This is a genomic window from Actinomadura sp. NBRC 104412 (assembly GCF_030269515.1).
GTDB lineage: Bacteria > Actinomycetota > Actinomycetes > Streptosporangiales > Streptosporangiaceae > Spirillospora.
In genome coordinates, this window is record NZ_BSTM01000011.1 from 108,462 (window position 1) to 133,736 (window position 25,275).

21 protein-coding genes are annotated in these 25,275 nt (G+C 70.9%); 11 read left to right on the forward strand and 10 right to left on the reverse strand.

The genetic code is table 11. From position 1 onward, the window contains the following. Positions 1-3: 3 nt before the first annotated feature. From QSK21_RS16225 to QSK21_RS16240, 4 genes are all read right to left on the reverse strand, one after another. Complete coding sequence (locus QSK21_RS16225; protein ID WP_285696672.1) at positions 4-759, reverse strand: YaaA family protein; 756 nt, start codon at positions 757-759, stop codon at positions 4-6. Between the two features lie 177 nt (positions 760-936). Next, positions 937-1,167 carry a DUF7455 domain-containing protein gene (locus QSK21_RS16230; RefSeq protein WP_285696673.1) on the reverse strand — a complete coding sequence of 77 codons (231 nt, stop codon included), beginning with the start codon at positions 1,165-1,167 and terminating at the stop codon, positions 937-939. Positions 1,168-1,294: 127 nt separating this feature from the next. Further along, positions 1,295-2,368: an ABC transporter permease gene (locus QSK21_RS16235; RefSeq protein ID WP_285696674.1), complete on the reverse strand. Its 1,074-nt coding sequence runs from the start codon at positions 2,366-2,368 to the stop codon at positions 1,295-1,297. Next, positions 2,365-3,267, reverse strand: a complete 903-nt coding sequence (locus QSK21_RS16240) for an ABC transporter ATP-binding protein (RefSeq protein WP_285696675.1) — start codon at positions 3,265-3,267, stop codon at positions 2,365-2,367. Before QSK21_RS16240 ends, QSK21_RS16235 begins: the two co-directional genes overlap by 4 nt. Positions 3,268-3,612: 345 nt before the next feature. Between QSK21_RS16240 and QSK21_RS16245 the strand changes: the two genes are divergently transcribed. Both QSK21_RS16245 and QSK21_RS16250 read left to right on the forward strand, forming a co-directional pair. Next, a complete protein-coding gene (locus QSK21_RS16245) occupies positions 3,613-5,703 on the forward strand; it encodes a DNA gyrase/topoisomerase IV subunit B (protein WP_285696676.1) in 2,091 nt (696 codons plus the stop codon). A 620-nt stretch (positions 5,704-6,323) separates the two neighbouring features. After that, on the forward strand, positions 6,324-6,908 hold the full coding sequence (locus tag QSK21_RS16250; RefSeq protein WP_285696810.1) for a hemerythrin domain-containing protein: 585 nt from the start codon (positions 6,324-6,326) through the stop codon (positions 6,906-6,908). 13 nt (positions 6,909-6,921) lie between these two features. On the opposite strand, the gene QSK21_RS16255 is transcribed toward QSK21_RS16250, so the two are convergent. Next, complete coding sequence (locus QSK21_RS16255; protein ID WP_285696678.1) at positions 6,922-7,491, reverse strand: thioredoxin family protein; 570 nt, start codon at positions 7,489-7,491, stop codon at positions 6,922-6,924. Positions 7,492-7,605: 114 nt separating this feature from the next. Between QSK21_RS16255 and QSK21_RS16260 the strand changes: the two genes are divergently transcribed. Continuing rightward, positions 7,606-7,974 (forward strand): nuclear transport factor 2 family protein, encoded by a 369-nt coding sequence (locus QSK21_RS16260; protein WP_285696679.1) that lies wholly within the window; start codon positions 7,606-7,608, stop codon positions 7,972-7,974. A gap of 627 nt (positions 7,975-8,601) precedes the next feature. On the opposite strand, the gene QSK21_RS16265 is transcribed toward QSK21_RS16260, so the two are convergent. After that, positions 8,602-11,061 (reverse strand): DNA gyrase/topoisomerase IV subunit A, encoded by a 2,460-nt coding sequence (locus QSK21_RS16265; RefSeq protein ID WP_285696680.1) that lies wholly within the window; start codon positions 11,059-11,061, stop codon positions 8,602-8,604. Positions 11,062-11,167: 106 nt separating this feature from the next. On the opposite strand from QSK21_RS16265, the gene QSK21_RS16270 reads away from it, so the two are divergent. Further along, positions 11,168-12,334 carry a lactate 2-monooxygenase gene (locus QSK21_RS16270; RefSeq protein WP_285696681.1) on the forward strand — a complete coding sequence of 389 codons (1,167 nt, stop codon included), beginning with the start codon at positions 11,168-11,170 and terminating at the stop codon, positions 12,332-12,334. Between the two features lie 13 nt (positions 12,335-12,347). Here the strand turns inward: QSK21_RS16270 and QSK21_RS16275 are convergent, their stop codons facing one another. Then, a complete protein-coding gene (locus tag QSK21_RS16275; protein ID WP_285696682.1) occupies positions 12,348-12,917 on the reverse strand; it encodes a hypothetical protein in 570 nt (189 codons plus the stop codon). A 335-nt stretch (positions 12,918-13,252) separates the two neighbouring features. On the opposite strand from QSK21_RS16275, the gene QSK21_RS16280 reads away from it, so the two are divergent. The 6 genes from QSK21_RS16280 (at position 13,253) to QSK21_RS16305 (ending at position 19,364) form a co-directional block, all read left to right on the forward strand. Beyond that, positions 13,253-14,227 carry an STM4015 family protein gene (locus tag QSK21_RS16280; RefSeq protein WP_285696684.1) on the forward strand — a complete coding sequence of 325 codons (975 nt, stop codon included), beginning with the start codon at positions 13,253-13,255 and terminating at the stop codon, positions 14,225-14,227. A 46-nt stretch (positions 14,228-14,273) separates the two neighbouring features. Continuing rightward, complete coding sequence (locus tag QSK21_RS16285; protein WP_285696685.1) at positions 14,274-15,242, forward strand: STM4015 family protein; 969 nt, start codon at positions 14,274-14,276, stop codon at positions 15,240-15,242. Further along, positions 15,239-16,342: an STM4014 family protein gene (locus QSK21_RS16290; RefSeq protein ID WP_285696686.1), complete on the forward strand. Its 1,104-nt coding sequence runs from the start codon at positions 15,239-15,241 to the stop codon at positions 16,340-16,342. The genes QSK21_RS16285 and QSK21_RS16290 overlap by 4 nt, the downstream gene beginning before the upstream one ends. An 11-nt stretch (positions 16,343-16,353) precedes the next feature. Beyond that, positions 16,354-17,151, forward strand: coding sequence for an STM4013/SEN3800 family hydrolase (locus QSK21_RS16295; protein WP_285696688.1), 798 nt, complete (start codon positions 16,354-16,356; stop codon positions 17,149-17,151). Beyond that, positions 17,148-18,422, forward strand: coding sequence for an STM4012 family radical SAM protein (locus QSK21_RS16300; protein ID WP_285696689.1), 1,275 nt, complete (start codon positions 17,148-17,150; stop codon positions 18,420-18,422). Before QSK21_RS16295 ends, QSK21_RS16300 begins: the two co-directional genes overlap by 4 nt. An 87-nt stretch (positions 18,423-18,509) precedes the next feature. Next, positions 18,510-19,364, forward strand: a complete 855-nt coding sequence (locus tag QSK21_RS16305) for an STM4011 family radical SAM protein (RefSeq protein WP_285696690.1) — start codon at positions 18,510-18,512, stop codon at positions 19,362-19,364. A 138-nt stretch (positions 19,365-19,502) separates the two neighbouring features. Here QSK21_RS16305 and QSK21_RS16310 read toward each other — a convergent pair whose 3' ends face one another. Genes QSK21_RS16310 through QSK21_RS16320 form a run of 3 tightly spaced genes read right to left on the reverse strand, consistent with a single transcriptional unit; the run spans position 19,503 to position 22,515 of the window. Further along, on the reverse strand, positions 19,503-20,735 hold the full coding sequence (locus QSK21_RS16310) for a DUF6745 domain-containing protein (RefSeq protein WP_285696691.1): 1,233 nt from the start codon (positions 20,733-20,735) through the stop codon (positions 19,503-19,505). A 23-nt stretch (positions 20,736-20,758) separates the two neighbouring features. After that, the gene (locus QSK21_RS16315; protein WP_285696693.1) at positions 20,759-21,085 is read right to left on the reverse strand and encodes a DUF8820 family protein; all 327 of its coding nucleotides are present in this window, start codon (positions 21,083-21,085) and stop codon (positions 20,759-20,761) included. 56 nt (positions 21,086-21,141) lie between these two features. After that, complete coding sequence (locus QSK21_RS16320) at positions 21,142-22,515, reverse strand: threonine/serine exporter family protein (RefSeq protein WP_285696694.1); 1,374 nt, start codon at positions 22,513-22,515, stop codon at positions 21,142-21,144. 163 nt (positions 22,516-22,678) lie between these two features. Here QSK21_RS16320 and QSK21_RS16325 point away from each other — a divergent pair, with 163 nt between their 5' ends. Further along, positions 22,679-24,799, forward strand: coding sequence for a RecQ family ATP-dependent DNA helicase (locus QSK21_RS16325; RefSeq protein WP_285696695.1), 2,121 nt, complete (start codon positions 22,679-22,681; stop codon positions 24,797-24,799). Positions 24,800-25,275: the final 476 nt, after the last annotated feature.

Here is a 25,275-nt window from a genome sequence, read left to right on the forward strand (position 1 = left end):
CCGTCAGGCGTGCAGGATCACGTCCAGGCGGCCGTCGTTCAGCTCGGCCGTGTGACCGAGCCCGGCCACGGCCTTGAGCAGCTCCTCGGGCGTGGCGGCCTCGACGCCCGCCTCCAGCAGGTCGCGCGCCACCTTGCCCCGGGTCGCCTTCGCCATGTGGCTCACCACGGAACGCTTGGGTACGCCGCCCAGGATCCGTTCACGGAACACCCGCACCGGGACGGACGGAGCGGGAGCGCGCCACGCCGACGCGTACGGCCCGGACCGCAGATCCACGATCAGCCGGCCCTCGGCAAAGCCCAGGGCCTCCCGCAGGGCCGGGCGCCACAGAGCGGCCAGCTTGCCCTCAGGGGGCAGCGTCACGTCCATGGCCAGCCGGTACGGCGGGATCCTGTCGGTGAGGCGCAGCGCGCCCCAGAGCCCCGAGAACACGATGATCTGGTCGTTCGCCCTCCCGGCCGCCTCGGGGGACAGCTCGTTCAAGGCCAGGTTCTCGTACAGGACGCCGGTGTAGAGGCGCGACACCGGCAGCGTGGGCGCCTGGCGCAGGATCCGGTTGCGGGCCAGCGCGTCGTCGGCCTGCCCGCCCGGGAGACCGAGCACATCGCGCGCGTCGTCCCGCAGGCACGCCTCGCCGAGGGCGTCCATGACCCGTTCCCGTACGGGGTTGAGCCCGGGGAACGACAGCCCGGCCAGATCCAGCGGGGGACCGTCCCCGCCCGGCGCCTTGCGTTCCGATGGCGGCAGCAGGATCAGCACGGCCGTTCCGTCTCCAACCCATTCCTAGAGTGACCGGATAATAGCTCTGTGTAGTCAAATCCGCCGGGCCCGCCGGAAGGGCGAAGAGGGTCTTCGGGCGCGCGGATTTCCGTAATGTGACGAACGGCGGCCACCGTTACCGGTGACCGCCGTTCCCGTGTTCGTTTATTTCAAGGCTTAGCGCTCGTCGTCGGGCGCGGTGGCCGGGGTTTCGTTGAGCCGGTCGGTCTCGTCCTGAATGTCGGCCCCACTGGAGCGGAGCGCCTCTGCGTACTTGCGGCCGTGGTGGGCGCAGAACAGAAGGTCGCCGCCGCCTACAAGGACCGCACGGACGTAGGCCTGAGCACCGCAGCGGTCGCAGCGGTCTGCGACGGACAGCGGCTTGGTCGGGGCAAGGGCTCCAGTCACGGCACCTTCCTCATGCTCGGGGTCGGTACTTAGGACAACATCTAACCCGACGCTGACGTTCCCAACCTGTTTCTTCGTACGCCCACAGCGGAATGGCTCAATTCGTGACCGACATCACAGCCTCCGCTCAGGCGTCATCCCATCTGAACAGGCGAAGCGCGATGAATGTTCCGCCCAGCGCTATGGCCAGGAGCACACCGATCTCGGGAAGGGCCGACGCCGGGCCCTGGCCGCGGGCCATCACGTCCAGCATGCCCTCGTTCAGATAGCGCAGCGGGAACAGGTGCGACACCGTCCGCATCCAGGTGGGGGCGACGTCCAGCGGGAAGAACGAGCCGCCCAGGAACGCCATCGGCAGCACCACCAGCTGGCCCACCGTCTGCGCCGCCTCCTGGGTCTTGGCCCACGCCCCGATGACCGTCCCGATGGCCAGGAACGCCAGGACGCCCGCCACCACCATCGGGACGCACATCCACCAGGCGCCCCTCAACTGGAGGTCGAAGAACGGCAACCGCGCCACCAGCAGGAACAGCGCGAGTTGCACGATCGCGATCCCCACGCTCACCGTCACCCGCGCCCCGAACACCGCCGACACCGGCGCCGGCGACAACCGCAGCCGCCGCAGGATGCCCTTCGTCCGCCACGTCACCAGCGTCTGCGCGGCACCGAACACGCCCGCCGAGGCCAGCGCCCAGCCCAGCAGGCCGGGCGTGAAGAACTGGATCGCCGTGAGCGAGTCGTCCTCCACCTGCGCCACCGTGAGCCGGTACGCGGCGGGCCGCCCGCTCGCGGCGATGTTCGCCTCCTGGACGATCGAGTTCATCAGCCCGCGGACCGTCCCCGACTTCACCGAGTCCGCCGCCGAGTAGTGCACGACGAGCTCACCCCCGCGCTGCTCCACCACCGCGTCGGCGTCGCCCTTCGCGACCTCGTCGAGCGCCCCGGCCCGGTCGGAGCTCCTGGTCACCTCCATGACCCGGGCCAGCTCCCCGCCGCCGCCCGCGACGGCGCCGTCCAGGATCGCCGCCGGGCCGACCTGGATCACCTTGACCTTCGAGGTGCCCTGGTCGGCGAACAGCCCGGCGAACAGCACCAGGAACATCAGCGGGAACAGGATCGTGAAGAACAGCGCGCCCCGGTCCCGCGCGAACCCCAGCGCCATCGCCCGGCACAGGCTGCGGAAGCTGTGCAGGCCCGTCACGCCCGGTACTCCCGCCCGGTCAGCTCCAGGAAGACGTCCTCCAGGGTGGCGCCGCGGATCTGCACCCCGTCCAGCGCGTCGCGGGCCGCCATCGCCGCCACCACCTCCGACGGGGCGCGGGTGGAGATCACCAGCGACACGCCGTCGTCGGCGACCTCGTCCGCGCCGGGCAGCGCGCGGGCGTCCTCGGCCGTCAGCAGGCCGCTGGCGACGCCGATCCTGGTCGGCGCGTCCAGATCGCGGACCAGCGCGGCGGGCGGCCCCAGCCGCAGGATCCGGCCCGCGTCCATGATCGCCACCCGGTCGCAGAGCAGCTCGGCCTCGTCCATGTAGTGCGTGGTCAGCACGATCGTGCGGCCCTCGGTGTTGATCGCGCGCAGCACGTCCCACAGGTTGCGGCGGGCCTGCGGGTCCAGCGCCGCGGTCGGCTCGTCCAGGAACACCAGCTCGGGGTCGTGGACGAGCGCGCACGCGATCGACAGGCGCTGCGCCTGCCCGCCCGACAGCTTCTCCACCCGCACGTCGGCCTTGTCGTTCAGCCCGACCGTCTCCAGCATCGCGTCCGCCTTCGCCGGCGGCACGCCGTACAGGGAGCCGAACGTGCGCAACTGCTCCCGCGCGGTCAGCCGCTCGAAGAAGGAGGACGACTGCAACTGGACGCCGATCCGCGGCAGCAGCCTCGGATTGCGCGGCCACGGCGCCTGGCCCAGCACCGACACCGAGCCCCCATCGGCCTCCCGCAACCCCTCGATGATCTCCAGAAGGGTCGTCTTGCCCGCGCCGTTCGGCCCGAGTATGCCGAAGAACTCGCCTTCGGCGACCTCGAACGAGACCCCGTCCACGGCACGGACCTCGCCGTACCGTTTGCGAAGACCGTCCGTAATGATCGTATGTGCCATGCAGAGGACCGTAGGCCCCCCGGCCACCGGACCGGCACCTCCTGAAGTCGGATTTGCGGGGACCGACACGCCGGATCGGATGGCGCGTCCTGTCCGACGCTGTCGATAGTATGTTCGACCATGGTCGCTGACGTGCTGGAGGAGGTGCCGGGTGACCGAGCCGCGTGAAGCCCGCGCCACCCTGCCTGGTCGTAGGCTGGGGCATGACGGCGGGCGGCGGGCGCGACCCCTCCCTGAACGAGACGGCGCCCCGATGGAAACGCCCAGGGCCGCTGAAGCTGGTGACGCGTTCAGTGACGGTACCCTGCTGCCGAATGTCGGAATTTCCCGAGGAGCACACGCACGTTGACCGCCGCGACAGCTGAAGTGAGCACCGACGACGACACGCACGGCTACTCCGCCCGGCACCTCTCGGTGCTGGAGGGCCTGGAGGCCGTGCGCAAGCGACCCGGCATGTACATCGGGTCCACCGACAGCCGTGGGCTCGCCCACTGCCTCTGGGAGATCGTGGACAACTGCGTCGACGAGGCGCTCGCGGGATACTGCACCCACATCTCCGTCGTGCTGCGCGCCGACGGGTCCTTCGAGGTCGGCGACAACGGCCGCGGCATCCCCGTCGACATCGAGCCCAAGACCAAGCTGTCCGGCGTCGAACTGGTGATGACCCGGCTGCACGCCGGCGGCAAGTTCGGCGGCGTGTCCTACACCGCCTCCGGCGGCCTGCACGGCGTCGGCGCCTCCGTCGTCAACGCCCTGTCCGCACGGCTCGACGTCGAGGTCGACCGCGACGGCCACACCCACGCCATCAGCTTCCGCCGCGGCCTGCCCGGCGAGTTCGCCGACGAACGCCCGACCTCCCGGTTCAAGCGGCGCTCCGGAGTGCACAAGATCCGCAAGGTGGCCCGCAGGACCACCGGCACCCGGGTCAGGTTCTGGCCCGACACCCAGATCTTCCTCAAGGGCGCCACCGTCGACCAGTCCCTGGTCATGGACCGGATGCGGCAGACCGCCTTCCTCATCCCCGGGCTCACCATCGACGTCCGCGACGAGCGCGGCGACGAGGTCGTCGAGGAGACCTTCCGGTTCGACGGCGGCATCGGCGAGTTCTGCTCCTACCTCGCCAAGGACGCCCCGATCATCGACGTCCTGCGGCTCCAGGGACGCGGGCACTTCACCGAGACCGTCCCCGTGCTCGACGACCAGGGCCACCTCGTCCCCACCGACGTCGAACGGGACCTGGAGGTCGACGTCGCGCTGCGCTGGGGCACCGGCTACGACACCATCACCAAGTCGTTCGTCAACGTCATCGCCACCCCCAAGGGCGGCACCCACGTCCGGGGCTTCGACCGCGCGCTCGTCCGCGTCATCAACGACCAGTTGCGCGCCACCCGGCTGCTCAGGAACGGCGACGAGGACGTCATCAAGGACGACGTGCTGGAGGGCCTGACCGCGGTCGTCACCGTCCGGCTCCCCGAACCCCAGTTCGAGGGCCAGACCAAGGAGGTGCTCGGCACCTCGGCCGCCACCCGGATCGTGTCCCAGGTGGTCAGCCGCGAGCTCAAGGCCCTGTTCGACAACCCCCCGCGCGGCCAGAAGCAGCAGTTGCGCACCGTCCTGGAAAAGGTCGTCGGCGCCGCCAAGACCCGCATCGCCGCCCGCACCCAGCGCGACAACCAGCGCCGCAAGAACGCCCTGGAGAACTCGGCGCTCCCCGCCAAGCTGGTCGACTGCCGCACCGCCGACGACCGCAGCGAACTGTTCATCGTCGAGGGCGACTCCGCCCTCGGCACCGCCAAGCTCGCCCGCAACTCCGAGTTCCAGGCGCTGCTGCCCATCCGCGGCAAGATCCTGAACGTGCAGAAGGCGTCCGTCGCCGACATGCTCAAGAACGCCGAATGCGCCGCGATCATCCAGGTGATCGGAGCCGGCTCCGGCCGCACCTTCGACCTGGACGCCGCCCGCTACGGCCGCATCATCCTCATGGCCGACGCCGACGTGGACGGCTCCCATATCCGCACCCTGCTGCTGACGCTCATGTACCGCTACATGCGCCCCATGCTGGAGGCGGGCCGGGTCTTCGCCGCCGTCCCGCCCCTGCACCGCATCGAGATCATCAAGCCCAGGAAGGGCCAGGACAAGTACGTCTACTGCTACAGCGACGCCGAGCTGCGCAAGAAACTCGTGGAGCTCGAACGCCGCGGCATCCGCTGGAAGGAACCCGTCCAGCGCTACAAGGGCCTGGGCGAGATGGACGCCGACCAACTCGCCGAAACCACCATGGACCCACGCCACCGCATCCTCCGCCGCATCCGCATCGAAGACGCCGAGGAAGCCGAGAGGATCTTCGACCTGCTGATGGGCAGCGAGGTCGCCCCCCGCAGAGAATTCATCACCGCAGGCGCAACAGAACTAGACATAGAACGCATAGATACGTGACGCGTCGGTGTGGGGGGCGACCCCCCACGCCCCCCGGTGCGTGGTCAGCGACCCCCGCCGCTCGCCTTGACGGCTCGCGGCGGTGGCGACTCATTGTGGGGGGGCGACCCCCCACGCCCCCCGGTGCGGGGGTCAGCGACCCCCGCCGCTCGCCTTGACGGCTCGCGGCGGTGGCCACTGACCCCGGGTAGGGGCTCCGCCCCTACGACCCCGGCAGGGGGCTCCGCCCCCTGCACCCCCTTGGGGCTTCGCCCCTGGCCTCCCTCTCTATGACATGTGTGCGCACACCTCGCCGGTGCGGGGCCAGCAGGCCACCGCTGCTCGCCTGGGGCTCGTAGTATCCGATCGCCTGCGTGAGGCAGGCGGCTGCGGCGAGCATCAGGTCGAAGGCCGACCGCTTCAGGTGCGTCACCCGTTGCCTGAACACTCCCTGCGCCACGGCCAGGCGCACGATCAGCCCGGGTTTGCCCTTCGCTTGTGACTTGGGGACTGTGGCCTGTGTCTCAGCGGGCTGCTGTCGCGTCACGCCCAGGGGAGCCGCAGCGTCTTGAGTGTATGGAGCAAGTGATTCTGCGCGGCACCCCGTAAGGGGATCCCTCATGAGCATCGACTTCATGGTCATGTATGCGGCTCACGACGCTTTCCGTCGTGATCTCGACCGGCTTGCAAACGTTGTGGCGGCGGGCAGGGCCTCCTCACCGCGGGTTCGTGCGGGATGGGCCAATTTCAAACACCAGCTCCGAATCCACCACACCGTCGAGGACACGGTCCTGTGGCCACGGGTCCAGCGGGCGGCGCGGGGCATGCCGAGCGCGCTGGCGCTGCTCAGGGAGATGGCGGAGGAGCACTCCGGGATCGAACCGCTGCTCGCCGCGGTGGACGCGGGGCTGGGCGGGGCGGCCGGTCTGCTTGAGCATGTGGAGGCATTACGGGCGGCAGTCGACGAACACCTCGGCCATGAGGAACGGTCCGCGCTCCCGCTGGTTCGGTCCGTGCTCACACCGGGGGACTGGGAGGCGTTCACCGAGGAGATCCGGCGCCGCCAGGGCGTCCAGGGCACGGCGGTCTTCGTGCCGTGGGTCATCGACGGGATCGCGCCCACCGAGCGGAGCAGGTTCCTGGCCACGCTGCCCCCGCCGGTACGCAGCCTCAACCGGCTGACCTGGGAGCGCCGTTACCGCAAGCTTCGCTTGTGGGCGGTCTGAGCGTCGGCGGAGTTCAGCCGGGTTCGTTGCCGGGCTTCCACTTGAGGCTGCACCCCAGGCTGGGCGTGTGCGGCTCTGGGACGGCCTTTCCTGCCAGGACGAGGTCGGCCGCTGCGCGTAGGGTGGCGCCGTCTGATGGGACGTCGTTGCGGGGACGGGCGCCGTCGAACTCGCCGCGGTAGGCCAGCCGCCGGTCCGCGTCGTACAGGAAGAAGTCGGGAGTGCAGGCCGCCCGGTAGGCGCGCGCGACCTCCTGCGTCTCGTCCAGCAGGTAGGGGAAGGTGAAACCGGCGCGCTCGGCCTGCTCACGCATGTGCGCGGCGTCGTCATCGGGGTACTGGACGGTGTCGTTGCTGGAGATCCCGATGGTGGCCAGGCCCTTGGCGGCATAGTCGGCGGTGAACTCGCCCAGGGCCTTCTCCACGCGGCGTACGTACGGGCAGTGGTTGCAGAGGAACACCACCAGCAGCGCGGGCGCGTCCGCGAACGTCCCCGGAGAAACGGCGGGGCCGCCGCCGACCGGCGGGAGAGTGAAGTCGGGAGCGGGCGTGCCCAGAGGCACCATGAACGATGCGATCGCCATGGCGCCATTCTCTCCCGGCGTGGTGCCCGGCCGGAACCAAGGCCCGCGCAGTGCCCGTACGAAGCGGGCGCTTAGTACGATCCGTTGCGTCCCGAGCGAAAGTAGGGTGAGCGCATGCCGGCACAGGAGCAGATGAAGAAGGCCCTTCAGACCTACGTCGACAGCTTCAACGAGGGGGACGCGGCCACGATCGCGGCATTGTTCGCCGACGACGCCGTGATCGAGGACCCGGTCGGCAAGCCGCAGATCTCCGGGCGTCCCGCGATCGACGAGTTCTACGCCAAAGCCATCAGTGCCGGCACCAAGCTCACCCTGGACGGGCCGATCCGCGGCTCGCATGGCAAGGGCGCCGCCATGGCCCTCACCATCGAAGTCCCGGCGATGAACCTGCGGATCCGCGCCATCGACGCGATGACGTTCAACGACGATGGCAAGATCGTTGAGATGCGCGCTTACTGGGGCCCGGACGACTTCGAGAAATGACCGCGCGCCGGCCGCCCCATAACTGACCCACCCCCAACGGGAACCGACCGGGCGCCGCAGGTCAGAGATCATCGCCGCGAGCCCTGCGACGAACGCGGAAGCGCGCACCCCCATCAGGGGGAGACCCCCACAATGACCCGCTGCGTGCGCCCCCCAAAGGGTAAGGGGCGGACCCAAAAAGGGGCGCTGAATCCTGGGCCGGGGCGTAGGAAGGAGTTCCGCCGGGTGAGTGGTCGCCGCTGTGGGTTTTCGGGTTAGCGGGGGTTGCTCATCAAGCGTCGTGTGGTGTCCAGGGGGCCACCTCATGATGCCCGGTAGGCCGGTCTACCGTGCCTTGGCGGGGGCAGGCCCCGTCAGGGTGGGGGTGTCGTGGCCTGCTTCGGGGTGGGGTGCCCCTCGCCGTGACGCGGGTGTGGGGTGGAGTCCCTGCGGGGTGAGTGGTCGTGTCTTCGGGCCAGCGTGGGAACGGGGTGTCGGGTGGGTCGCTGGCGTAACTACCCGCTAGGCCGCTTCCATCAAGTCACAGCGTGGGCGAGGGGCGAAGCCTACGGGAGCCCCCCGCCGGGGTCAGCGGTCACCGTCGCGAGCGGTGGGGGCCGCTGACCCCGGGGGTGCCCCTCACATGTGTCACACGGGTTCGTGCGCTGCGATCACTCCGCCTCCTAGGGCGGCTATGGGGGTTTCCAGTTTCTCGCCGGAGCCGTCGCGGCGGCCTAGGGCGTGGTCGATGGGGAGGGGCTTGCCTGTGTCGGAGGCGGCCTTGACGGGGGTGGGGCCGGCCCAGGCCATGATCAGGGTGTCCTCGCCCTTGAGGAAGCGGTGGCAGCGTACGCCTCCGGTGGCGCGGCCCTTGGCGGGGAAGTCGGCGAAGTCGGAGACCTTGATCGCGCCGGTCTGGGTGCCCGGCAGGGCCGAGGACGACCCGGAGATCGTCACGACGCGGGACTCCCGGGACGGGGCGAGGGCGCCGAACCAGATGACCCGGGCACCGGCCGACAGTTTGATGCCCGCCATGCCGCCGGCCGCGCGGCCCTGGGGGCGGACGTTGGACGCCGCGAAGTGCAGCAGTTGCGCGTCGCTGGTGATGAAGACGAGATGGTCGTCGTCGGCGGCCATCACGGCACCGACCACCTCGTCATCGTCCTTCAGGGAGATGACCTCGAACTCGTCGCGGTTCGCCGGGTAGTCGGGGACGACCCGCTTGACCACGCCCTGGACCGTGCCCAGGGCGAACGGGGCGTCGAGGGCGGCCAGGCCCACGACGCGTTCGCCGGGTTCGAGCTCGACGTACTCGGTGACCGCGGCGCCGCCCGCCAGGGACGGGGGTGAGGCCGAGGTCGGCAGTGTGGGCAGGTCGATGACCTCGATGCGGATCATCCGTCCCGTGGAGGTGACCGCGCCCACCTGGGAGCGCGCGGTGGCGCGTACGGCCGACACCAGCACGTCGTGCGGGGCGCGGGGGCCGTCCGCGGCGAGCGGCTCGGCGGAGGCGGTGCGGGCCAGCAGGCCGGTGGACGACATCAGCACCAGGCACGGGTCGTCGGCGACCTCCAGCGGCACCTCGGCGGTCGCGGCCTGGCCGGACGATTCGAGCAGGACGGTGCGGCGCGGGGTGGTGTATTCCTTGGCGACCGCGGCCAGTTCCTTGGACACCACGCCGCGCAGCTTCTTTTCCGATTCGAGGATCGCGGTGAGCTGGGCGATCTCCTTGGTCAGCTGCTCCTTCTCCTTCTCCAGCTCCAGCCGGTCGTAGCGGGTGAGGCGGCGCAGCGGCGTGTCGAGGATGTACTGGGCCTGGACGTCCGACAGCTCGAAGATCTGCATCAGCCGGGACTTGGCCTGGGCGGCGTCGTCGCTGTCGCGGATGACCTGGATGACCTCGTCGATGTTGAGCAGCGCGATCATCAGGCCGTCGACCAGGTGCAGGCGGTCCTCGCGCTTCTTGCGGCGGTGGGCCGAGCGGCGCCGGACGACCTCGATGCGGTGGTCGACGTACACCTGGAGCATGTCCTTGAGCCCCAGCGTGCGGGGCTGGCCGTCGACCAGCGCCACGTTGTTGATGCCGAAGGTCTCCTCCATCGGCGTCAGCCGGTACAGCTCGGCCAGCACCGCCTCCGGGTTGAAGCCGTTCTTGACCTCGATGACCAGCCGCAGCCCCACGTTGCGGTCGGTGAGGTCCTTCAGGTCGGAGATCCCGTTGAGCCGCTTGGCGTTGACCAGCTCCTTGATCTTGGCCTTGACCCGTTCGGGGCCGACCGCGTACGGGAGTTCGGTGACCACGATGCCCTTGCGGCGCGGGGTGACGTTCTCGATGTGCGCGGTGGCGCGGGTGCGGAAGGTGCCGCGGCCCCGCTCGTAGGCGTCGCGGATGCCGTCCAGGCCCACGATCCGGCCGCCGGTCGGCAGGTCGGGCCCGGGGACGAAGCGCATCAGGTCGTCGAGTGTGGCGTCCGGGTGGTCGATCAGGTGCCGGGCGGCGGCGACCACCTCGCCCAGGTTGTGCGGGGCCATGTTGGTGGCCATCCCGACCGCGATCCCGGACGCGCCGTTCACCAGGAGGTTCGGGAACGCGGCGGGCAGGACCTCGGGCTCGCTCTCCTGGCCGTCGTAGTTGGGCCGGAAGTCGACGGTGTCCTCGTCGATGGACTCGACCATCAGCGTGGCCTCGCGGCTCATCCGCGCCTCGGTGTACCGCATGGCGGCGGGCAGGTCGTCGCCGCCGAGCGAGCCGAAGTTGCCGTGCCCGTCGACCAGCGGCATCCGCATCGCCCACCGCTGGGCCATCCGCACCATGGCGTCGTAGATGGGGCTGTCGCCGTGCGGGTGCAGCTTGCCCATCACCTCGCCCACGACGCGGGCGCACTTGACGTGGCCGCGGTCGGGGCGCAGCCCCATGTCGTTCATCGAGTAGACGATCCGCCGCTGGACGGGCTTGAGCCCGTCCCGGGCGTCGGGGAGCGCCCGCTGGTAGATGACCGAGTACGCGTACTCGAGAAAGCTGCCGCGCATCTCCTCGGAGACATCGACGTCGATGATGTTCTCTTCGAAGTCGGGCGGTGGAGGGGCCTGGGATCCGCGTCGTGCCATGTGGGACATTGTGGCGGGTCCCTGAGACAGATTCGCACCGCACCGCCTTCCGGCGCGCCGGAGAACCGGGGGGTGGTGGACGGGGCGATCGCCGAGGAGGTATGCGATGAGCCCGCTGGCCGACTTCCAGAACGAGATCTACCTGAACGGACTCGGCGATGTCCTCCCGGAGCTGCCGACCGATCTGACCAGGCTGGAGGCGCTGGCCGCCGAGCGGCTCACGGAACGGGCGTTCGGGTACGTGGCCGGCTCGGCGGGCAGCGAGGCGACCGCGCGGGCCAACCGGGCGGCCTTCGACCGGTGGCGGATCGTGCCGCGGATGCTCCGGGACGTGGCTCACCGCGACCTGTCGGTGGAGGTGCTGGGCACGGCGATGCCCGCGCCCGTCCTGCTCGCCCCCATCGGCGTCCAGTCCACGTTCCATCCGGACGGGGAGCTGGCGACGGCGCGGGCCGCGGCGGCGTGCGGGCTGACGATGGTGTCCAGTACGGCCGCGTCCTACACGATGGAGGAGGCGGCCGAGGCGAACGGGGACGGCGCCCGCTGGTACCAGCTGTACTGGCCCAAGGACCGCGACCTGGCCGCCAGCTTCCTGGAACGCGCGAAGGCGGCCGGCTACAGCGCCCTGGTTGTGACCTTGGACACGTTCACGATGGCGTGGCGGCCGCGCGACCTCGATAAGGCGTACCTGCCGTTCCTGCGCGGGGTGGGTGTCGCCAACTACTTCGCCGACCCGGTCTTCCAGAAGGCGGTCGGCGGGCCGGTCACCGACGCCAACCGCGACACCGCCCTCCTGCACTGGGTCGCCAACTTCGGGAATCCCACGCTGACCTGGGACGATCTGGGCTTCCTCCGGGAGCGCTGGGACGGCCCGATCGCGCTCAAGGGCATCCAGCAGCCCGACGACGCCCGCCGCGCCGTGGCCGCGGGGATGGACGGAGTGATCGTCTCCAACCACGGCGGGCGGCAGGTGGACGGGGCCATCGCGTCCCTGGACGCGCTCCCGGCCATCGTGGAGGCCGTAGGGGACCGGACGACGGTGCTGTTCGACAGCGGTATCCGTACGGGTGCCGACATCGCCAAGCCGCTCGCCCTCGGCGCCAAGGCGGTGCTGGTGGGACGCCCCTACGCCTACGGGCTCGGCCTCGGTGGTGAGGCGGGTGTGCGGCACGTCTTGCGCTGCGTGATGGCCGAGTTGGAGCTCACGCTGGCGCTGTCGGGGCACACCCGCCCCGGCGACCTGAGCCCGGATGTCCTGGCCCGCGTCGAGTGACCGGGCGCGCCCGTCAGGCAGGGGTGGCGATGGCCGGGCCCAGGTCGAGGGTGCCCAGGACGGTGCCGTCCTCGGACAGGGCCTCCACCACCGGGGCCCGGCGCGCCCCCCAGACCACGACCGCGTGCCCGTGCGCGGGGACCTTCAGCAGGCGGCTGCCCACGCGCAGGGCGGCGACCTCCGAGGCCACCCACAGGCGGGCCTGGCTGACCCACTTGGCCCCCCAGGGAAGCAGGCGGTTGGCGTTGCGGACGGTCTTGCCCGTCCCGTAGCGCAGGAGGGGCCCGCCGAGCTCGGCGGCGGAGCGGCGGGCCAGGGGCTGGTCGGGCGCGGCTCCGCCCGCGCCGCCCAGCTCCAGCCACTCGCCGTCGCGGCGGTGGAACGTCCAGCCCTCGATGAAGGGCGGGACGCTGCGCGTGAGGTCGCCCTGCCTTCTTAGGAACGTGACAACGGCGATGTCGCCGTCGACGTCGAGGCAGAGCGGCACGAACTCCTGGCCGTCGTCCAGGCCGGCGTGGGCGGTTTCGGGCAGGCCGTCCCGGAGCAGCCGCAGGCACTCGGCGTGCACGTCGTGGTCGTTCATCTTCCGCTGACCTCGTGGATTGAGCAGGGGTGGAGAGGACTCGGCAAGCAGGGGTCGGGAGGGCATGGCAAGGGCCCTCCCGGTGAGGGCCCCTCAAGCTGATCCACTTTAATCGTCCAAGTCGCCTAGTTTCACCCGTCTCGATCAGTCCTGCTCGTCACACTTTCGCGTCGGCCGCCACGGGCGGCTTGCCCGGCCCATCCGTCCTCGTCCCGGTGACGAACCGGTTCCGCGTTGTCGCGGATGGTGAACGGTGGCGCGGTTCGCCGCAGATGTCCTTCGCTTGTCGTCGGCGGCTGATAGGACGGTTCCCTCCACATCGTGAAAGGGATCCGATGGCCATATACCAGCACCTCGACACGTTCGCCGGGAAGGCGGTGGCCGACTTCCAGCACGAGCACGAGGGGGAGGACGCCGCCTCCAACTACGGGACCGCCGAGAAGTCCCTGGCAGGGGAACCGTCCTCGGATGCCGGGGACCACGCCTGGCGGATCGGGAGCTGGTTCGAGGGCCCCGATTTCGCCGACGTCCTGCGGAAGTTCCTGGACACGGCCGGGGCCGCGGCGGTGACGCACCTGGTCGTCGGCTACTGGGGCGCCGACTACGACGAGGGCGCCGCCGACCCGGTGCGGTTGCTGGTGGACGCCGCCGACCGGTTGCCGAACCTGCGGGCGCTGTTCCTCGGCGACATCGTGATGGAGCAGGCGGAGATCTCCTGGATCGAGCAGTCCGACATCACGCCGCTGTTCGGTGCCTTCCCTCGGCTCGAGCACCTGGAGGTACGGGGCGGGCAGGAGCTGGCGCTGAGACCGCTCACCAGTACCGTCCTGAAGACGCTGCGGTTCGAGACCGGCGGCCTGCCCAGCGCCGTCGTACGGGCGCTGGGCGACAGCGACCTGCCCGCGCTGGAGCACCTCGACCTGTGGCTGGGCGTCGGCAACTACGGCGGCGACGCGACGGTCGCCGACCTGGCGCCGATCCTGGGTGGCGGACGGCTGCCGTCCCTGCGCCATCTCGGCCTGGAGGACAGCGAGATCCAGGACGAGCTCGCCGCCGCGGTCGCCGGGGCGCCGGTCGTGGCGAGGCTGGAATCGCTCAGCCTGGCCATGGGCGTCCTCACCGACCGGGGCGCCGAGTCGCTGCTGTCCGGGCAGCCGCTCACCCACCTGAAGTCCCTCGACCTGCACCACCACTACCTGACCGAGCCGATGGCCGACCGTGTGCGCGCGGCGCTGCCCGGGGTGGCCGTCGACCTGAGCGAGGGACACGACCCGCAGGACCGCTGGCCCTATGTGGCCGTGGCCGAATGATGACGAGAATCAGGCGAAGCAGCAGAACCGGGACCGCGAGGACACGTTGATCAACGAATATCTGACCGAGTTCGCCGGGCTGCCCGTGAAGGAGTTCACGGGGGATCCCGGCGAGGACGGGTTCGAGGGTGGCGCCCTGGCCGATCCCTCCCGGGTCGCCTGGAGGGTCGGCTACGTCATGGCCGACGACGGGGCACTGTACAGGGACTTCCTCGACAACTTCGCCCGGTTCCTCGACCTCGTCGACACCGCCCGGGTGACGCACCTGGTCATCGGCTGGTGGGAGTACGACCACGACCCCGTCGAGGTGCTGAGCGAGGCCGCCGGCGACCTGCCGAACCTGCGGGCGCTGTTCCTCGGCGACATCCTGGACTGGGAACTGCACATCTCCTGGATCGAGCAGTCCGACCTCACCCCGCTGTTCCAGAAGTACCCGTCGCTTGAGCACGTGGAGGCGCGCGGCGGGCAGGGCCTGACGTTCGAGCCCATGCGCCACGAACGGCTGAGGACGGTCCGTTTCGAATCCGGAGGGCTGCCCGCGGAGGCCGTCCAGGGGGTGGCGCGCAGTGACCTGCCCGCGCTCGAACACCTCGACCTGTGGCTGGGCGCGGAGGACCGCGGGCGGACGGCCACGCTCGACGACCTGGGTCCCGTCCTGACCGGCGAGCGGTTCCCCGCGCTGCGGCGGCTCGGCCTCCAGAACGCCGACATCCAGGACGAGGTCGCCGCCGCGATCGCGTCGGCGCCGGTCGTGGCCCGCCTGGAGTCGCTGGCGCTGTCCATGGGCGCGCTGTCGGACCGTGGCGCCGAGGCACTGCTGACCGGCCAGCCCCTGACCCACCTGAAGGACCTCGACCTGCACCACGCGTTCCTGTCGGAGGACATGGTGGAGCGCATCCGCAAGGCGCTGCCCGGTGTCTCCCTCGACCTGACGGACGCGACCGGTGCCGCGACCTGGCTCCGCCGCGACCGTGTCTGGGACAGCGCCGGTTCCTACATAGCGGTGTCCGAATGATGTTCACCGTGCTCGGTACGCCGGGTGACCGCCGCACCGAGTTGTTCGCCGCCGCCTGCCGCGGTGCTGGCCTGCCCCCGCCTCACCTCGTCCCCTGGACGGACGCCGTGCGGGGTGACCCGTCGATCGCGCCGGGCTCGCTGCTGCGCTTGGACTCGCCTGGCGAGAACGCGGCGGTGGATGCGTTGCTGCGCGGTCCGGGAAATCCCGCCCGGGTGGGCGGGGGCGCACGGTGGTACGCGTCCTTCACCTCCGCCCTGGAACGGGTCGCCGCCGCGGGGGAACGGGCGGGCGCACGGCCGCTCAACGACGTGGCCGAGATCGCGGTGATGTGCGACAAGCGGCGCTGCCATGCGCGCCTTGAGTCGGCGGGCGTTCCCGTCCCGGAGGCGCTGCCGCCAGTCCACGGCTACGCGGAACTGCGCGAGCGGATGGCGGACGCGGGCATGCCACGGGTGTTCGTCAAACCGGCGCACGGGTCGTCCGCGTCCGGCGTGGTGGCCTTGCAGACCGCGCGCCGGGGCCGGATCAGGGCCATCAGCTCTGCGGCGCCCTCGCCCGCCGGGGACGGCTACTACAACTCGCTGCGCGTCCAGACGTACGAGACCGAGGCCGAGGTGGCGCGGCTCATCGACACGCTGGCCCCGGACGGGCTCCACGTGGAGCGGTGGCTGCCCAAGGCGGCGCTGGACGGCCGCGTCCTCGACCTGCGCGTGGTCGTGACCGCGGGGGAGCCGTCGCATGTGGTGGTGCGCAGCAGCCGGTCGCCCATGACCAACCTGCACCTCGGGGGGACGCGGGGCGACGTGGACGCCGTGCGCCGGGCGATGGGGGAGTCCGGCTGGGCGCGGGCCCTTGACGTCGCGGCGCGGGCGGCGGCGTGCTTCCCGCGCAGCCTGATGGTGGGCGTGGACCTGCTCGTCCAGATCGGCTGGCAGCGGTACGCGGTCGGCGAGGTGAACGCGTTCGGCGACCTGCTGCCCGGGATCACCGGCCTGCCCGGCACCCGGTTCGCCGGGCAGGACACCTACACCGCCCAGGTCACCGCCGCCACGGCGCAGGTCACCGCCACCACGGCACAGGTCATCGCGCTCGCGTGAGGCGTCCCGGCATGTATGACATGAACGAGATCATCGGTAGCCACGACGTGCTGCTGGTGACGCTGGACACGCTCCGCTACGATGTGGCCGCCGAGCTTGCCGCCACCGGGCAGACACCGAACCTCTGCCGCCTCCTCCCAGGGGGCCAGTGGGAACGCCGCCACACCCCTGGAAGCTTCACCTACGCCGCACACGCCGCGATGCTGGCGGGGTTCCTGCCTACACCGGCACGTCCGGGCCCACATCCACGCCTGTTCGCCGGCCGGTTCCCTGGGAGCGAGACCACCGCCCCTGGCACCTGGGTGTTCGACGCCGCCGACCTGCCGTCCGGGCTGGCCCAGGCGGGGTACCACACCGTCTGCGTCGGCGGCGTCGGCTTCTTCAACAAGCTGACACCCCTCGGCTCCGCCCTGCCCGCCCTCTTCGCCGAGAGCCACTGGGAACCCGGGTTCGGCGTCACCGACCCCGACTCCCTCCCCAACCAGATCGACCGCGTCGCCGAGATCCTGCGTCGGCTTCCGTCCACGCGACGGCTGTTCCTCCTGCTCAACGTCGCGGCCCTGCACCAGCCGAACTGGTTCTACCTGGACGGGGCCGCACCCGGCGACGACTCGCGCGACTCCCACGCCGCCGCGCTCCGCCATGCCGACCGGCACCTCGGCCGCCTATTCGCCCTCGTGCGCCGGCCCTCCTTCGTGATCGTCTGCTCCGACCACGGAACGGCGTACGGCGAGGACGGCCACACCGGTCACCGCATCGGCCACGAGGTCGTCTGGACCGTCCCATACGGAGAGTTCGTTCTGACATGACCGGTCCCTATCAGCAGTACGTCTACGCCTATCCGCACAAGACCGCGTACCGTCCACTCACACCCCGCCCCTCGCTCCACTCCGTGTGGGGTGAGGAGGACCGTTCCGCGCTCTTCCTCTACCTGCACATCCCGTTCTGCGAGATGCGGTGCGGCTTCTGCAACCTCTTCACCCGTACCGGCGCACCCGAAGACCTCACCCGTGCCTACCTGGACGCGCTCGACCGCCAGGCGACCGCCGTCCAGGACGCGCTGGGCGACGCCACGTTCGCCATGGCCGCCTTCGGAGGCGGAACCCCCACCTACCTGAACGCCCGCGAACTGGAACGCCTCTGCGACATCGCCGCGCGCTTCGCCTCCCTGGGCTCGATCCCGCTGGGCGTGGAGACGTCCCCGGCGACCGCGACGACCGACCGCCTCACCGTCCTCGCCGAGCGCGGCACGACCCGCGTCTCGATCGGCGTCCAGAGCTTCCTGGACGAGGAGGCCCGCGCCGCCGTCCGACCCCAGAAACGAGCCGAGGTGGAGGCCGCCCTGGACCGGATACGCGCCGTGGGCTTCCCCACCCTCAACATCGACCTCATCTACGGCATCGACGGCCAGACCCCCGCCACCTGGCTGCACTCCCTGGACACCGCCCTGACCTGGCGTCCCGAGGAGCTATACCTCTACCCGCTGTATGTTCGCCCGCTGACCGGCCTGGCCCGCCGGGGGTCGTGGGACGACCAGCGCATGGAGCTCTACCGCCTGGGCCGTGACCACCTTCTCGCCAACGGCTACGAGCAGGTCTCCATGCGCATGTTCCGCCTCCCCACCGCCACGCCCACCGGAACGGAGTACTGCTGCCAACGCGACGGAATGGTGGGCCTGGGCTGCGGCGCCCGCTCCTACACCACGCGCCTGCACTACTCGTTCGAGTACGCGGTCGAGGCCAGGCACGTCCGAGCGATCATCGACGACTACGTGGCGGAAACCGACTTCACCACGGCCCGGGTCGGCTTCTCCCTTAGCGACGACGAACGCCGGCGCCGTCACCTCATCCAGTCCCTGCTCCAGGCCGAGGGACTGGACCGTGCCACCTACCGCGCCCGTTTCGGCACCGACGCCGCCGAGGACTTCGACCTGTCCACGTTCATCGAGCGCGGCTGGCTGGACAGAACCGAGACGGCCCTGCGCCTCACCCCCGAAGGGCTGGCGCGCTCCGATGCGATAGGCCCCGCCCTCTTCTCTCCAGCCGTCCACCGGCTGATGAGCACCTACGAAGCGCGTTGACCCCCTGGCCGGGGTCGTAGGCGGCCTTGGCGGGTGCAACGTCTGGTTGGCTGGAGGGGCACTGCGAATGGTGCGGAGGGTTGTCGCTTGGAAGAACACCTGACGGTTCTGTATCGGGGGCCGCTGGCCAGTTGCAACTACGACTGTCCGTACTGCCCCTTCGCCAAGCGAAGGGACACGCCCGAGCAGTTGCGGGCCGATCGGAACGCGCTGGAGCGCTTCACCGGGTGGGTACGGGAACAGGACCACGGGATCTCCGTGCTGTTCACGCCCTGGGGCGAGGGCCTGGTCCGATCCTGGTACCGGCGCGCGCTCGTGGAACTCAGCCATCTTCCGCACGTGCGACGGGCCGCGATCCAGACGAACCTCAGCCACCGCGTCGACTGGACGGCGGACGCGGACCTGTCCCGGCTCGCCCTGTGGTGCACGTACCACCCGGGGCAGGTGCCCTACGAACGCTTCCTCGGTAAGTGCCGCGACCTTGCCGAACGCGGTGTGCGCTTCAGCGTGGGCATCGTCGGCAAGGCCGAGCACCTCGACGCCGCCCGCCGGCTCCGGGCCGACCTACCCGCGGACGTGTACCTCTGGGTGAACGCCGCCGAGGGCGCCACCTACACCGACGCCGAGGCCGCGCTCTGGAGCGAGATCGACCCGCTGTTCGGCCTCAGCCGCGACCCGCACCCCAGCCGCGGCCTGCCCTGCCGGACGGGCGAGACCGTGATCTCGGTGGACGGTGACGGCACGGTACGGCGCTGCCATTTCGTCCCGGCCGTGCTGGGGAACCTCTACGACGGGTCGTTCCGCGCCGCCCTGCGCCCGCGTCCATGCCCGCTGGACCTCTGCGATTGCCACATCGGTTACGTTCATCTGGAGCCGTTGGGCCTCTACGACGTCTTCGCGGGCGGCGTCCTGGAACGCGTCCCCTTCGCCTGGCCCTCGTGATCGGTGCAGGGCGGGTGTCCCCTGATGACTAGGGAAGTGGTCATCAAGGGACACCCGCCCAGGCTGGCCGGGAGCTACCCGACCGGTCTTTGAGGCCCTGCGGGGGCCGTTGTGCGCGCGGCCGGTCGCGCAAGCCGTTCAGGTTTCCTTCCGGGGACGGTACTCGGACTCGTCCATGCCGAACGTCCAGGCGACCCCCTCTCTGGCGGTGCGCGTGCGGGGCGGGACGCGCAGGTAGTAGGTGCGGTGCGAACCGTCGGGCTCGGGCGTGGAGTTCACCACCTCGACCATCACGATCGGCTCGTCGCCGTCAAGCTCGATGCGCCACAGCACGCCGGTCTCGTCCCGGTGGACGGGCTTGGCGCCGGTCTCGGCCAGGTAGCGCTCATAGCCGTAGATCTCCAGCATGACCCGGCGCTGCTCGGCGTTGGACTCGGCGTCGATGCGGGCGGGGGACAGGTCGGTCAGCGACTCGATGAAGCCCGCGGGCAGCGGCATGCCCCGCCATGCGTGCAGTGCGAACCCATCGGAGTACGCCAAGGCGGGTCCGTCGCCGCGGTGCAGCCGCCCCGGTTCGTCGCGGTGCAGCTCGACCGGACGCTCGGAGACGATCGCGACGCGCTCGTACGGCCACCACCAGCCCGCCACGCGGGCGACCTCGGCCACCCCGGACAGAACGGTGCCGGGAGGGCCGTCCTTTCCGAGACCGCCCAGGGACTCGACCAGCGACAGCCAGGGCGCGTCATGTTGGCCCAGGATCGCGTCGAGCGTCGCGCCGCGCAGCCGTGCCACGTTCCTGTGGTCATTGGCGGCGGGGAGCCCGCCGATGGCCTCCCGGATCCGCAGCACGAGCTCGTCGACCTGGCTCCAGAGGCGGCCGCCGGTCTGCGCCCAGGCTTGCGCCCAGCGCTCCGGTCCCAGCTCGGAGGACGCGGAGCCGCGGGCCTGCTCCCAGGGGTCGGTACGCAGGACCTCCCGTACGCTCGCGCCCGCGTCGCTCACATCGACCAGGGAGGAGGCAGCCTCAAGGTAGCGGCTCAGCCGCTTGGTCTTCTTCGACAGCCGTTGCCGCAACTCCTCCCCATGGCCCGCGATCAGGGCGGCGGCGACCGTCCCGTACGCGGGTGAAGGGACCCAGACGATGCGCTCTGGGGCGGCGAGCCCCGCGGCGGTGTACGCGGCGTGGACTCCGGCCTCGGCCCGTTCACGCTCATCGGGGCCGGTGGGGCCCGACGCGAACGCGGCGGCCTGCCAGTCAAGGACGATGTCGCCGCGCGAACGCGCGGGAACGGCCGGTTCCGCCTCGGGTCCGGAACGGTTCTCTGGGACGTCGGTGACGGCCTCGGACGGCATGGGGGGTGTGGTGGGCACGTTGGTCTCCGGTAGGGGTCGGGTCAGTCGGCGACGACGCGGACGGCGCCCGGCACGTACTCGCGCTGCCGGACGACCCGGTACCAGCCCTTGGGCAGCGTGATCGCAGCGTGCTCCTCGTGCACCAGCCGCCCTCCTGACGGCAGATGCAGGTGGTCGGGGACGAACGGGTCGGAGTCGCGCAGAAGCACGCCGGGCGCGGCGATCGCGTGCGCGTGACCGGTCGCCTCGCCCAGGGCGAGCACCATGCGCCCCCGATCGTCGCGAGGCGCGGGCGGCAGGTCACGGACGGTCTGCGGGACCTCCTCCTCGGGGATGGGCAGGATGAGGATGTCTCCCTGTCGGTACATGCGCGAAAAGATAGCGAGGGCCACCGACATTCAGCCCTCGTCCGATCGCGCCAGGGCTAGTAGCCGCGCGTGCGGCGGGCGGCCGGGCGGGCCCAGCGGCCGGACGCGCTGAGACCGACGTGCTGGAAGGCGCGGACGAGCTCGCCGCCGAGGTTGACGCCCGCGCCGAGCGCGAGCGCGACGGACAGCGCACCAATGAGGCTGAGCACGCCGCCCTGTGGGTCCCCGGTGTTGAGCTCGACCATGGCCCGGTAGAGCAGGGTCCCGGGGAGCAGCGGTGAGATGGCCGGGACCACGTACGGCAGGACGGGCGCGCGGCGGCGCCGGGCGAGCATGTTGGCGAGGATGCCGATGATGACGGCGGAGATGGCCGCGCTGAAGACCGGGGCCACCTCCCAGTGGTGGAGGCGCACGTGGATGCTCCAGATGAGCGCCCCGCCGATGGCCGCGGCGAAGAGCACGTTCTTGGGGACGGCCAGGGACACCGCGAACGCCAACCCGACACCGGCGGCCGCGAGCACGGCCACGGGTGAGAACACGGCAGGGGAGCTAGGCAGGTCGCTGACGTTGATGTCGATGTCCAACTGCACCGCGAAGTACACCACCACGCCCAGACCCGCGACGATCGCCGCGAGCATGATGAAGACCTCCAGCAGCCGTGCGGCCGCGCTCACCAGGTCGCCGGTGATGCCGTCCTGGATGCTGGCCACCAGGGGACGACCGGGCAGCAGGGCGAGGATCGCGCCCGTGACCACGGTGGAGACCCTGCCCGGGCTGCCCATCGCCACCACGAGGACTGCGATCGAGGCGCCTATCGACGACGCGGCCAGTAATTGGAAGAACTCGGCGATGCCCCTGCGGGCCAGCGCGGCGGCGGTGCGGTCACCGATCACCGTGGCGACGAAGGCCGTGGCGGCGACCACCGGCCCGCCGCCCACCAGCACACCCGCGGACGCGGCGATCAGCCCGAACGACATCACCAGGAGCCAGGGAGGGTACGGGCCACGGCCGCGCTTGATCTGCGCGAGCCTTTCGTGCGCCTCCTCCAGATCCAGTTTCCCGATGGCGGCGTCGTGGATGAGCTCGTGCAGTTCCATGAGCCGCCAGTACGCGGGGGTGCGGCGCCGGATGGCACGCGAGCCTGTCACCGGCAGCGCGCTGCCACCGGGGTGCGCCGACACCAGCAGGCTGGTGAACGTCACCTGGACCTCGGTACGCGGCAGTTCGTAGGCGACGGCCAGGCCCAGCATCGCCTCGTTCACGCGTTCGGTGGTCTCGCCGCTGGCCAGCAGCAGTTCGCCCACGCGAAGGACAAGGTCGATGGCCCGCGCGCTGACGACTTCGCTCGGCTCGTCCTCGGGAGGCTCGGGTGGCGTGGTGTCCATGAGGACGTGCCAGGTCCGCCGCAAGCGTTCCGTGGCCCGGCCCATGCGCGGTCCAACGCCTCCCTGACTTCGCTGACTCCGCCGCCGCACACCCATCCATCCCGAACCTACCCACTTACCGATCATGATCAAGCCACGGGCGGACCGGGTTGTCCACAGACTCGGATTTCCGTTCCGGCGGGCCGCCGACGGCTGGTAGCAAGGGTGAATGAGCTTTTCCGAGCACGTCACGGCGCTGCGCGACGAGGCCGAACGCTGCCTGCGCGCCCTCGCGGGCGAGCGGGCGCGGCTGCGCGACGACCAATGGACCGCCATCCACGCGCTGGTCGTCGAACGGCGCCGGGCCTTGGTCGTGCAGCGCACCGGCTGGGGCAAGTCGGCCGTCTACTTCGTGGCGACCCGGCTGCTGCGCCGGCGCGGTGCCGGTCCCACGGTGATCGTCTCGCCGCTGCTCGCGCTGATGCGCAACCAGATCGAGGCGGCCGACCGGGCCGGGATCCACGCCCGCACGATCAACTCCGCCAACACCGACGAGTGGGAACCGATCTTCGCCGAGGTCGAGGCGGGCGCGGTCGACGTCCTGCTGGTCAGCCCGGAACGGTTGAACAACCCCGACTTCCGCGACCTCGTCCTCCCCAAGCTCGCCGCCGGGGCCGGCCTGGTCGTCGTGGACGAGGCGCACTGCATCTCCGACTGGGGCCATGACTTCCGCCCCGACTACCGCCGCATCCGCACCCTGCTGGCCGACCTGCCCCCGGGCATCCCCGTCCTCGCCACCACCGCCACCGCCAACGCCCGCGTCACCCAGGACGTCGCCGAACAACTGGCCGCCGACCTGCACGGCGAAGCCGGCGACGCCCTGGTGCTCCGCGGCCCCCTCGAACGGGACTCGCTCCGTCTCGCGGTGGTACGGCTACCCGAGGCCGAGCAGCGCATCGCGTGGCTGGGCGAGCAGCTCGATCGGCTCCCCGGGTCGGGCATCGTCTACACGCTGACCGTCGCCGCCGCCCACGAGATAGCCGGTTACCTGCGTGACCGTGGCCACGAGGTGGCCGCGTACTCGGGCAGGACCGAGCCCGCCGAGCGCCTTCAGGCCGAGCGCGACCTTCTCGACAACAAGCTCAAGGCGCTGGTCGCCACCAGCGCGCTGGGCATGGGCTTCGACAAACCCGACCTCGGCTTCATCGTCCACGTGGGGGCGCCGCAGTCGCCCGTCGCGTACTACCAGCAGATCGGGCGCGCGGGCCGCGGCGTCGACCGCGCCGAGGTGATCCTGCTCCCCGGCACCGAGGACCGCGATATCTGGGCCTACTTCGCCAGCCTGGGCTTCCCTCCCGAGCCGGTCGTCCGCGCGACCCTCGACGTCCTCCAGGCCGCGGGACGCCCGCTGTCCACCGGCGCCCTCGAAACCCGGGTCGATCTCAGCCGGGCCCGGCTGGAGATGATGCTCAAGGTCCTGGACGTCGACGGCGCCGTACGGCGCGTCAAGGGCGGCTGGACGGCGACCGGTCGCGAGTGGTCCTACGACCGCGAACGGTACGAACGCGTCGCCGCCGAACGCACCCGCGAGCAACGCGCCATGCTCGACTACCTGGCCACCAAGGGATGCCGTGAGGAGTTCCTCCGCCGCTGCCTGGACGACCCCGCCGCCAAGCCCTGTGGCCGCTGCGACAACTGCACCGGCCACCACTGGCCCACGGACGTCTCCGACACCGGCACGGCACAAGCCCGCGCCCGCCTGCGCCGCCCCGGCGTCGAGGTCCAGCCACGCCGCATGTGGCCCACCGGCGTCAAGGACGACCTGGGCCTCTCCGGCCGCATCCCCGCCGAGCACCTGGCCGAGGAGGGCCGAGCCCTGGGCCGCCTCACCGATATCGGCTGGGGCAACCGCCTCCGCGAGCTGTTCGCGGGCCCCGACACCGAGATCCCCAAGGACATGCTGGACGCCGTGGTCAAGGTCCTGGCCGCCTGGGACTGGACGACCCGCCCCACCGGGATCGTGACCATCGCGTCCCGCACCCGCCCCCAACTGGTGGCAAGCCTGGGCCGAAGCCTCTCCCACCTGGGCCGCCTGCCCCATCTGGGAGACCTCGTCCCCCTAAGCGACCCGGCACCACGCCGCCACAACAGCGCCCACCGCCTCCGCTCGATCTGGCACACCCTGACCCTCCCCGCCCCCGTGGCCGAAGCGGTCCGCGAGAACCCCGGCCCGATCCTCCTGATAGACGACCGCATAGAAACCGGCTGGACCATGACCGTCGCAACCCACCACCTACGCCAAGCCGGCGCCCCCGCCGTCCTCCCCCTAACCCTGGCCATAACCACCTAACCCACCCAACCTCCACCCCAGGGCCAAACACCAACCACCAAGCCCGAACAGCCCGCTCGCTGTCGCGGCTCCCGCAGTCACCGCTGCACCAACACTCCGATGGCCCGTGTCTCGCCCCCCGAAGCTGCCGCGTCCGAACCAACATGTGCGCCGAGGAGCAGGCTCGCCGTTCTCGCCTGTCCCGGTCGACCACCTGAGCCGTCCCAGCCTCAAGCCCGCAGGCCAAGCCCGGCGCCAACTCTCAGGTTCGGACGGCGTTCTGGCTGTCGAGACCGCCGCGGTCACCGCTGCACCAGCGCTTCGATGGCCCGTGTCTCGCCCCCAAGCCGTCGCGCCCGAACCGGCGGAAGCGCTGAGGAGGCCGGCCCGCCGTGTCTTCTTGGCCCTGGCCGTCACCACCTGACCCGTACGAGTTCCAGCAGCCGGGGCATGCAAAGTGGCACCTGCCGGGGTCGAATGGCGGTTTCGTTTTCGGG

Excerpts from the sequence above, each read along its gene's own strand:
- QSK21_RS16240 (WP_285696675.1), bottom strand. The coding sequence starts at position 3,267 with ATGGCACATACGATCATTACGGACGGTCTTCGCAAACGGTACGGCGAG.
- QSK21_RS16250 (WP_285696810.1), top strand. The coding sequence starts at position 6,324 with ATGTATGCGGCTCACGACGCTTTCCGTCGTGATCTCGACCGGCTTGCA.
- QSK21_RS16255 (WP_285696678.1), bottom strand. The coding sequence starts at position 7,491 with ATGGCGATCGCATCGTTCATGGTGCCTCTGGGCACGCCCGCTCCCGAC.
- QSK21_RS16260 (WP_285696679.1), top strand. The coding sequence starts at position 7,606 with ATGCCGGCACAGGAGCAGATGAAGAAGGCCCTTCAGACCTACGTCGAC.
- QSK21_RS16265 (WP_285696680.1), bottom strand. The coding sequence starts at position 11,061 with ATGGCACGACGCGGATCCCAGGCCCCTCCACCGCCCGACTTCGAAGAG.
- QSK21_RS16270 (WP_285696681.1), top strand. The coding sequence starts at position 11,168 with ATGAGCCCGCTGGCCGACTTCCAGAACGAGATCTACCTGAACGGACTC.
- QSK21_RS16275 (WP_285696682.1), bottom strand. The coding sequence starts at position 12,917 with ATGAACGACCACGACGTGCACGCCGAGTGCCTGCGGCTGCTCCGGGAC.
- QSK21_RS16280 (WP_285696684.1), top strand. The coding sequence starts at position 13,253 with ATGGCCATATACCAGCACCTCGACACGTTCGCCGGGAAGGCGGTGGCC.
- QSK21_RS16290 (WP_285696686.1), top strand. The coding sequence starts at position 15,239 with ATGATGTTCACCGTGCTCGGTACGCCGGGTGACCGCCGCACCGAGTTG.
- QSK21_RS16295 (WP_285696688.1), top strand. The coding sequence starts at position 16,354 with ATGTATGACATGAACGAGATCATCGGTAGCCACGACGTGCTGCTGGTG.
- QSK21_RS16300 (WP_285696689.1), top strand. The coding sequence starts at position 17,148 with ATGACCGGTCCCTATCAGCAGTACGTCTACGCCTATCCGCACAAGACC.
- QSK21_RS16315 (WP_285696693.1), bottom strand. The coding sequence starts at position 21,085 with ATGTACCGACAGGGAGACATCCTCATCCTGCCCATCCCCGAGGAGGAG.
- QSK21_RS16320 (WP_285696694.1), bottom strand. The coding sequence starts at position 22,515 with ATGGGCCGGGCCACGGAACGCTTGCGGCGGACCTGGCACGTCCTCATG.
- QSK21_RS16325 (WP_285696695.1), top strand. The coding sequence starts at position 22,679 with ATGAGCTTTTCCGAGCACGTCACGGCGCTGCGCGACGAGGCCGAACGC.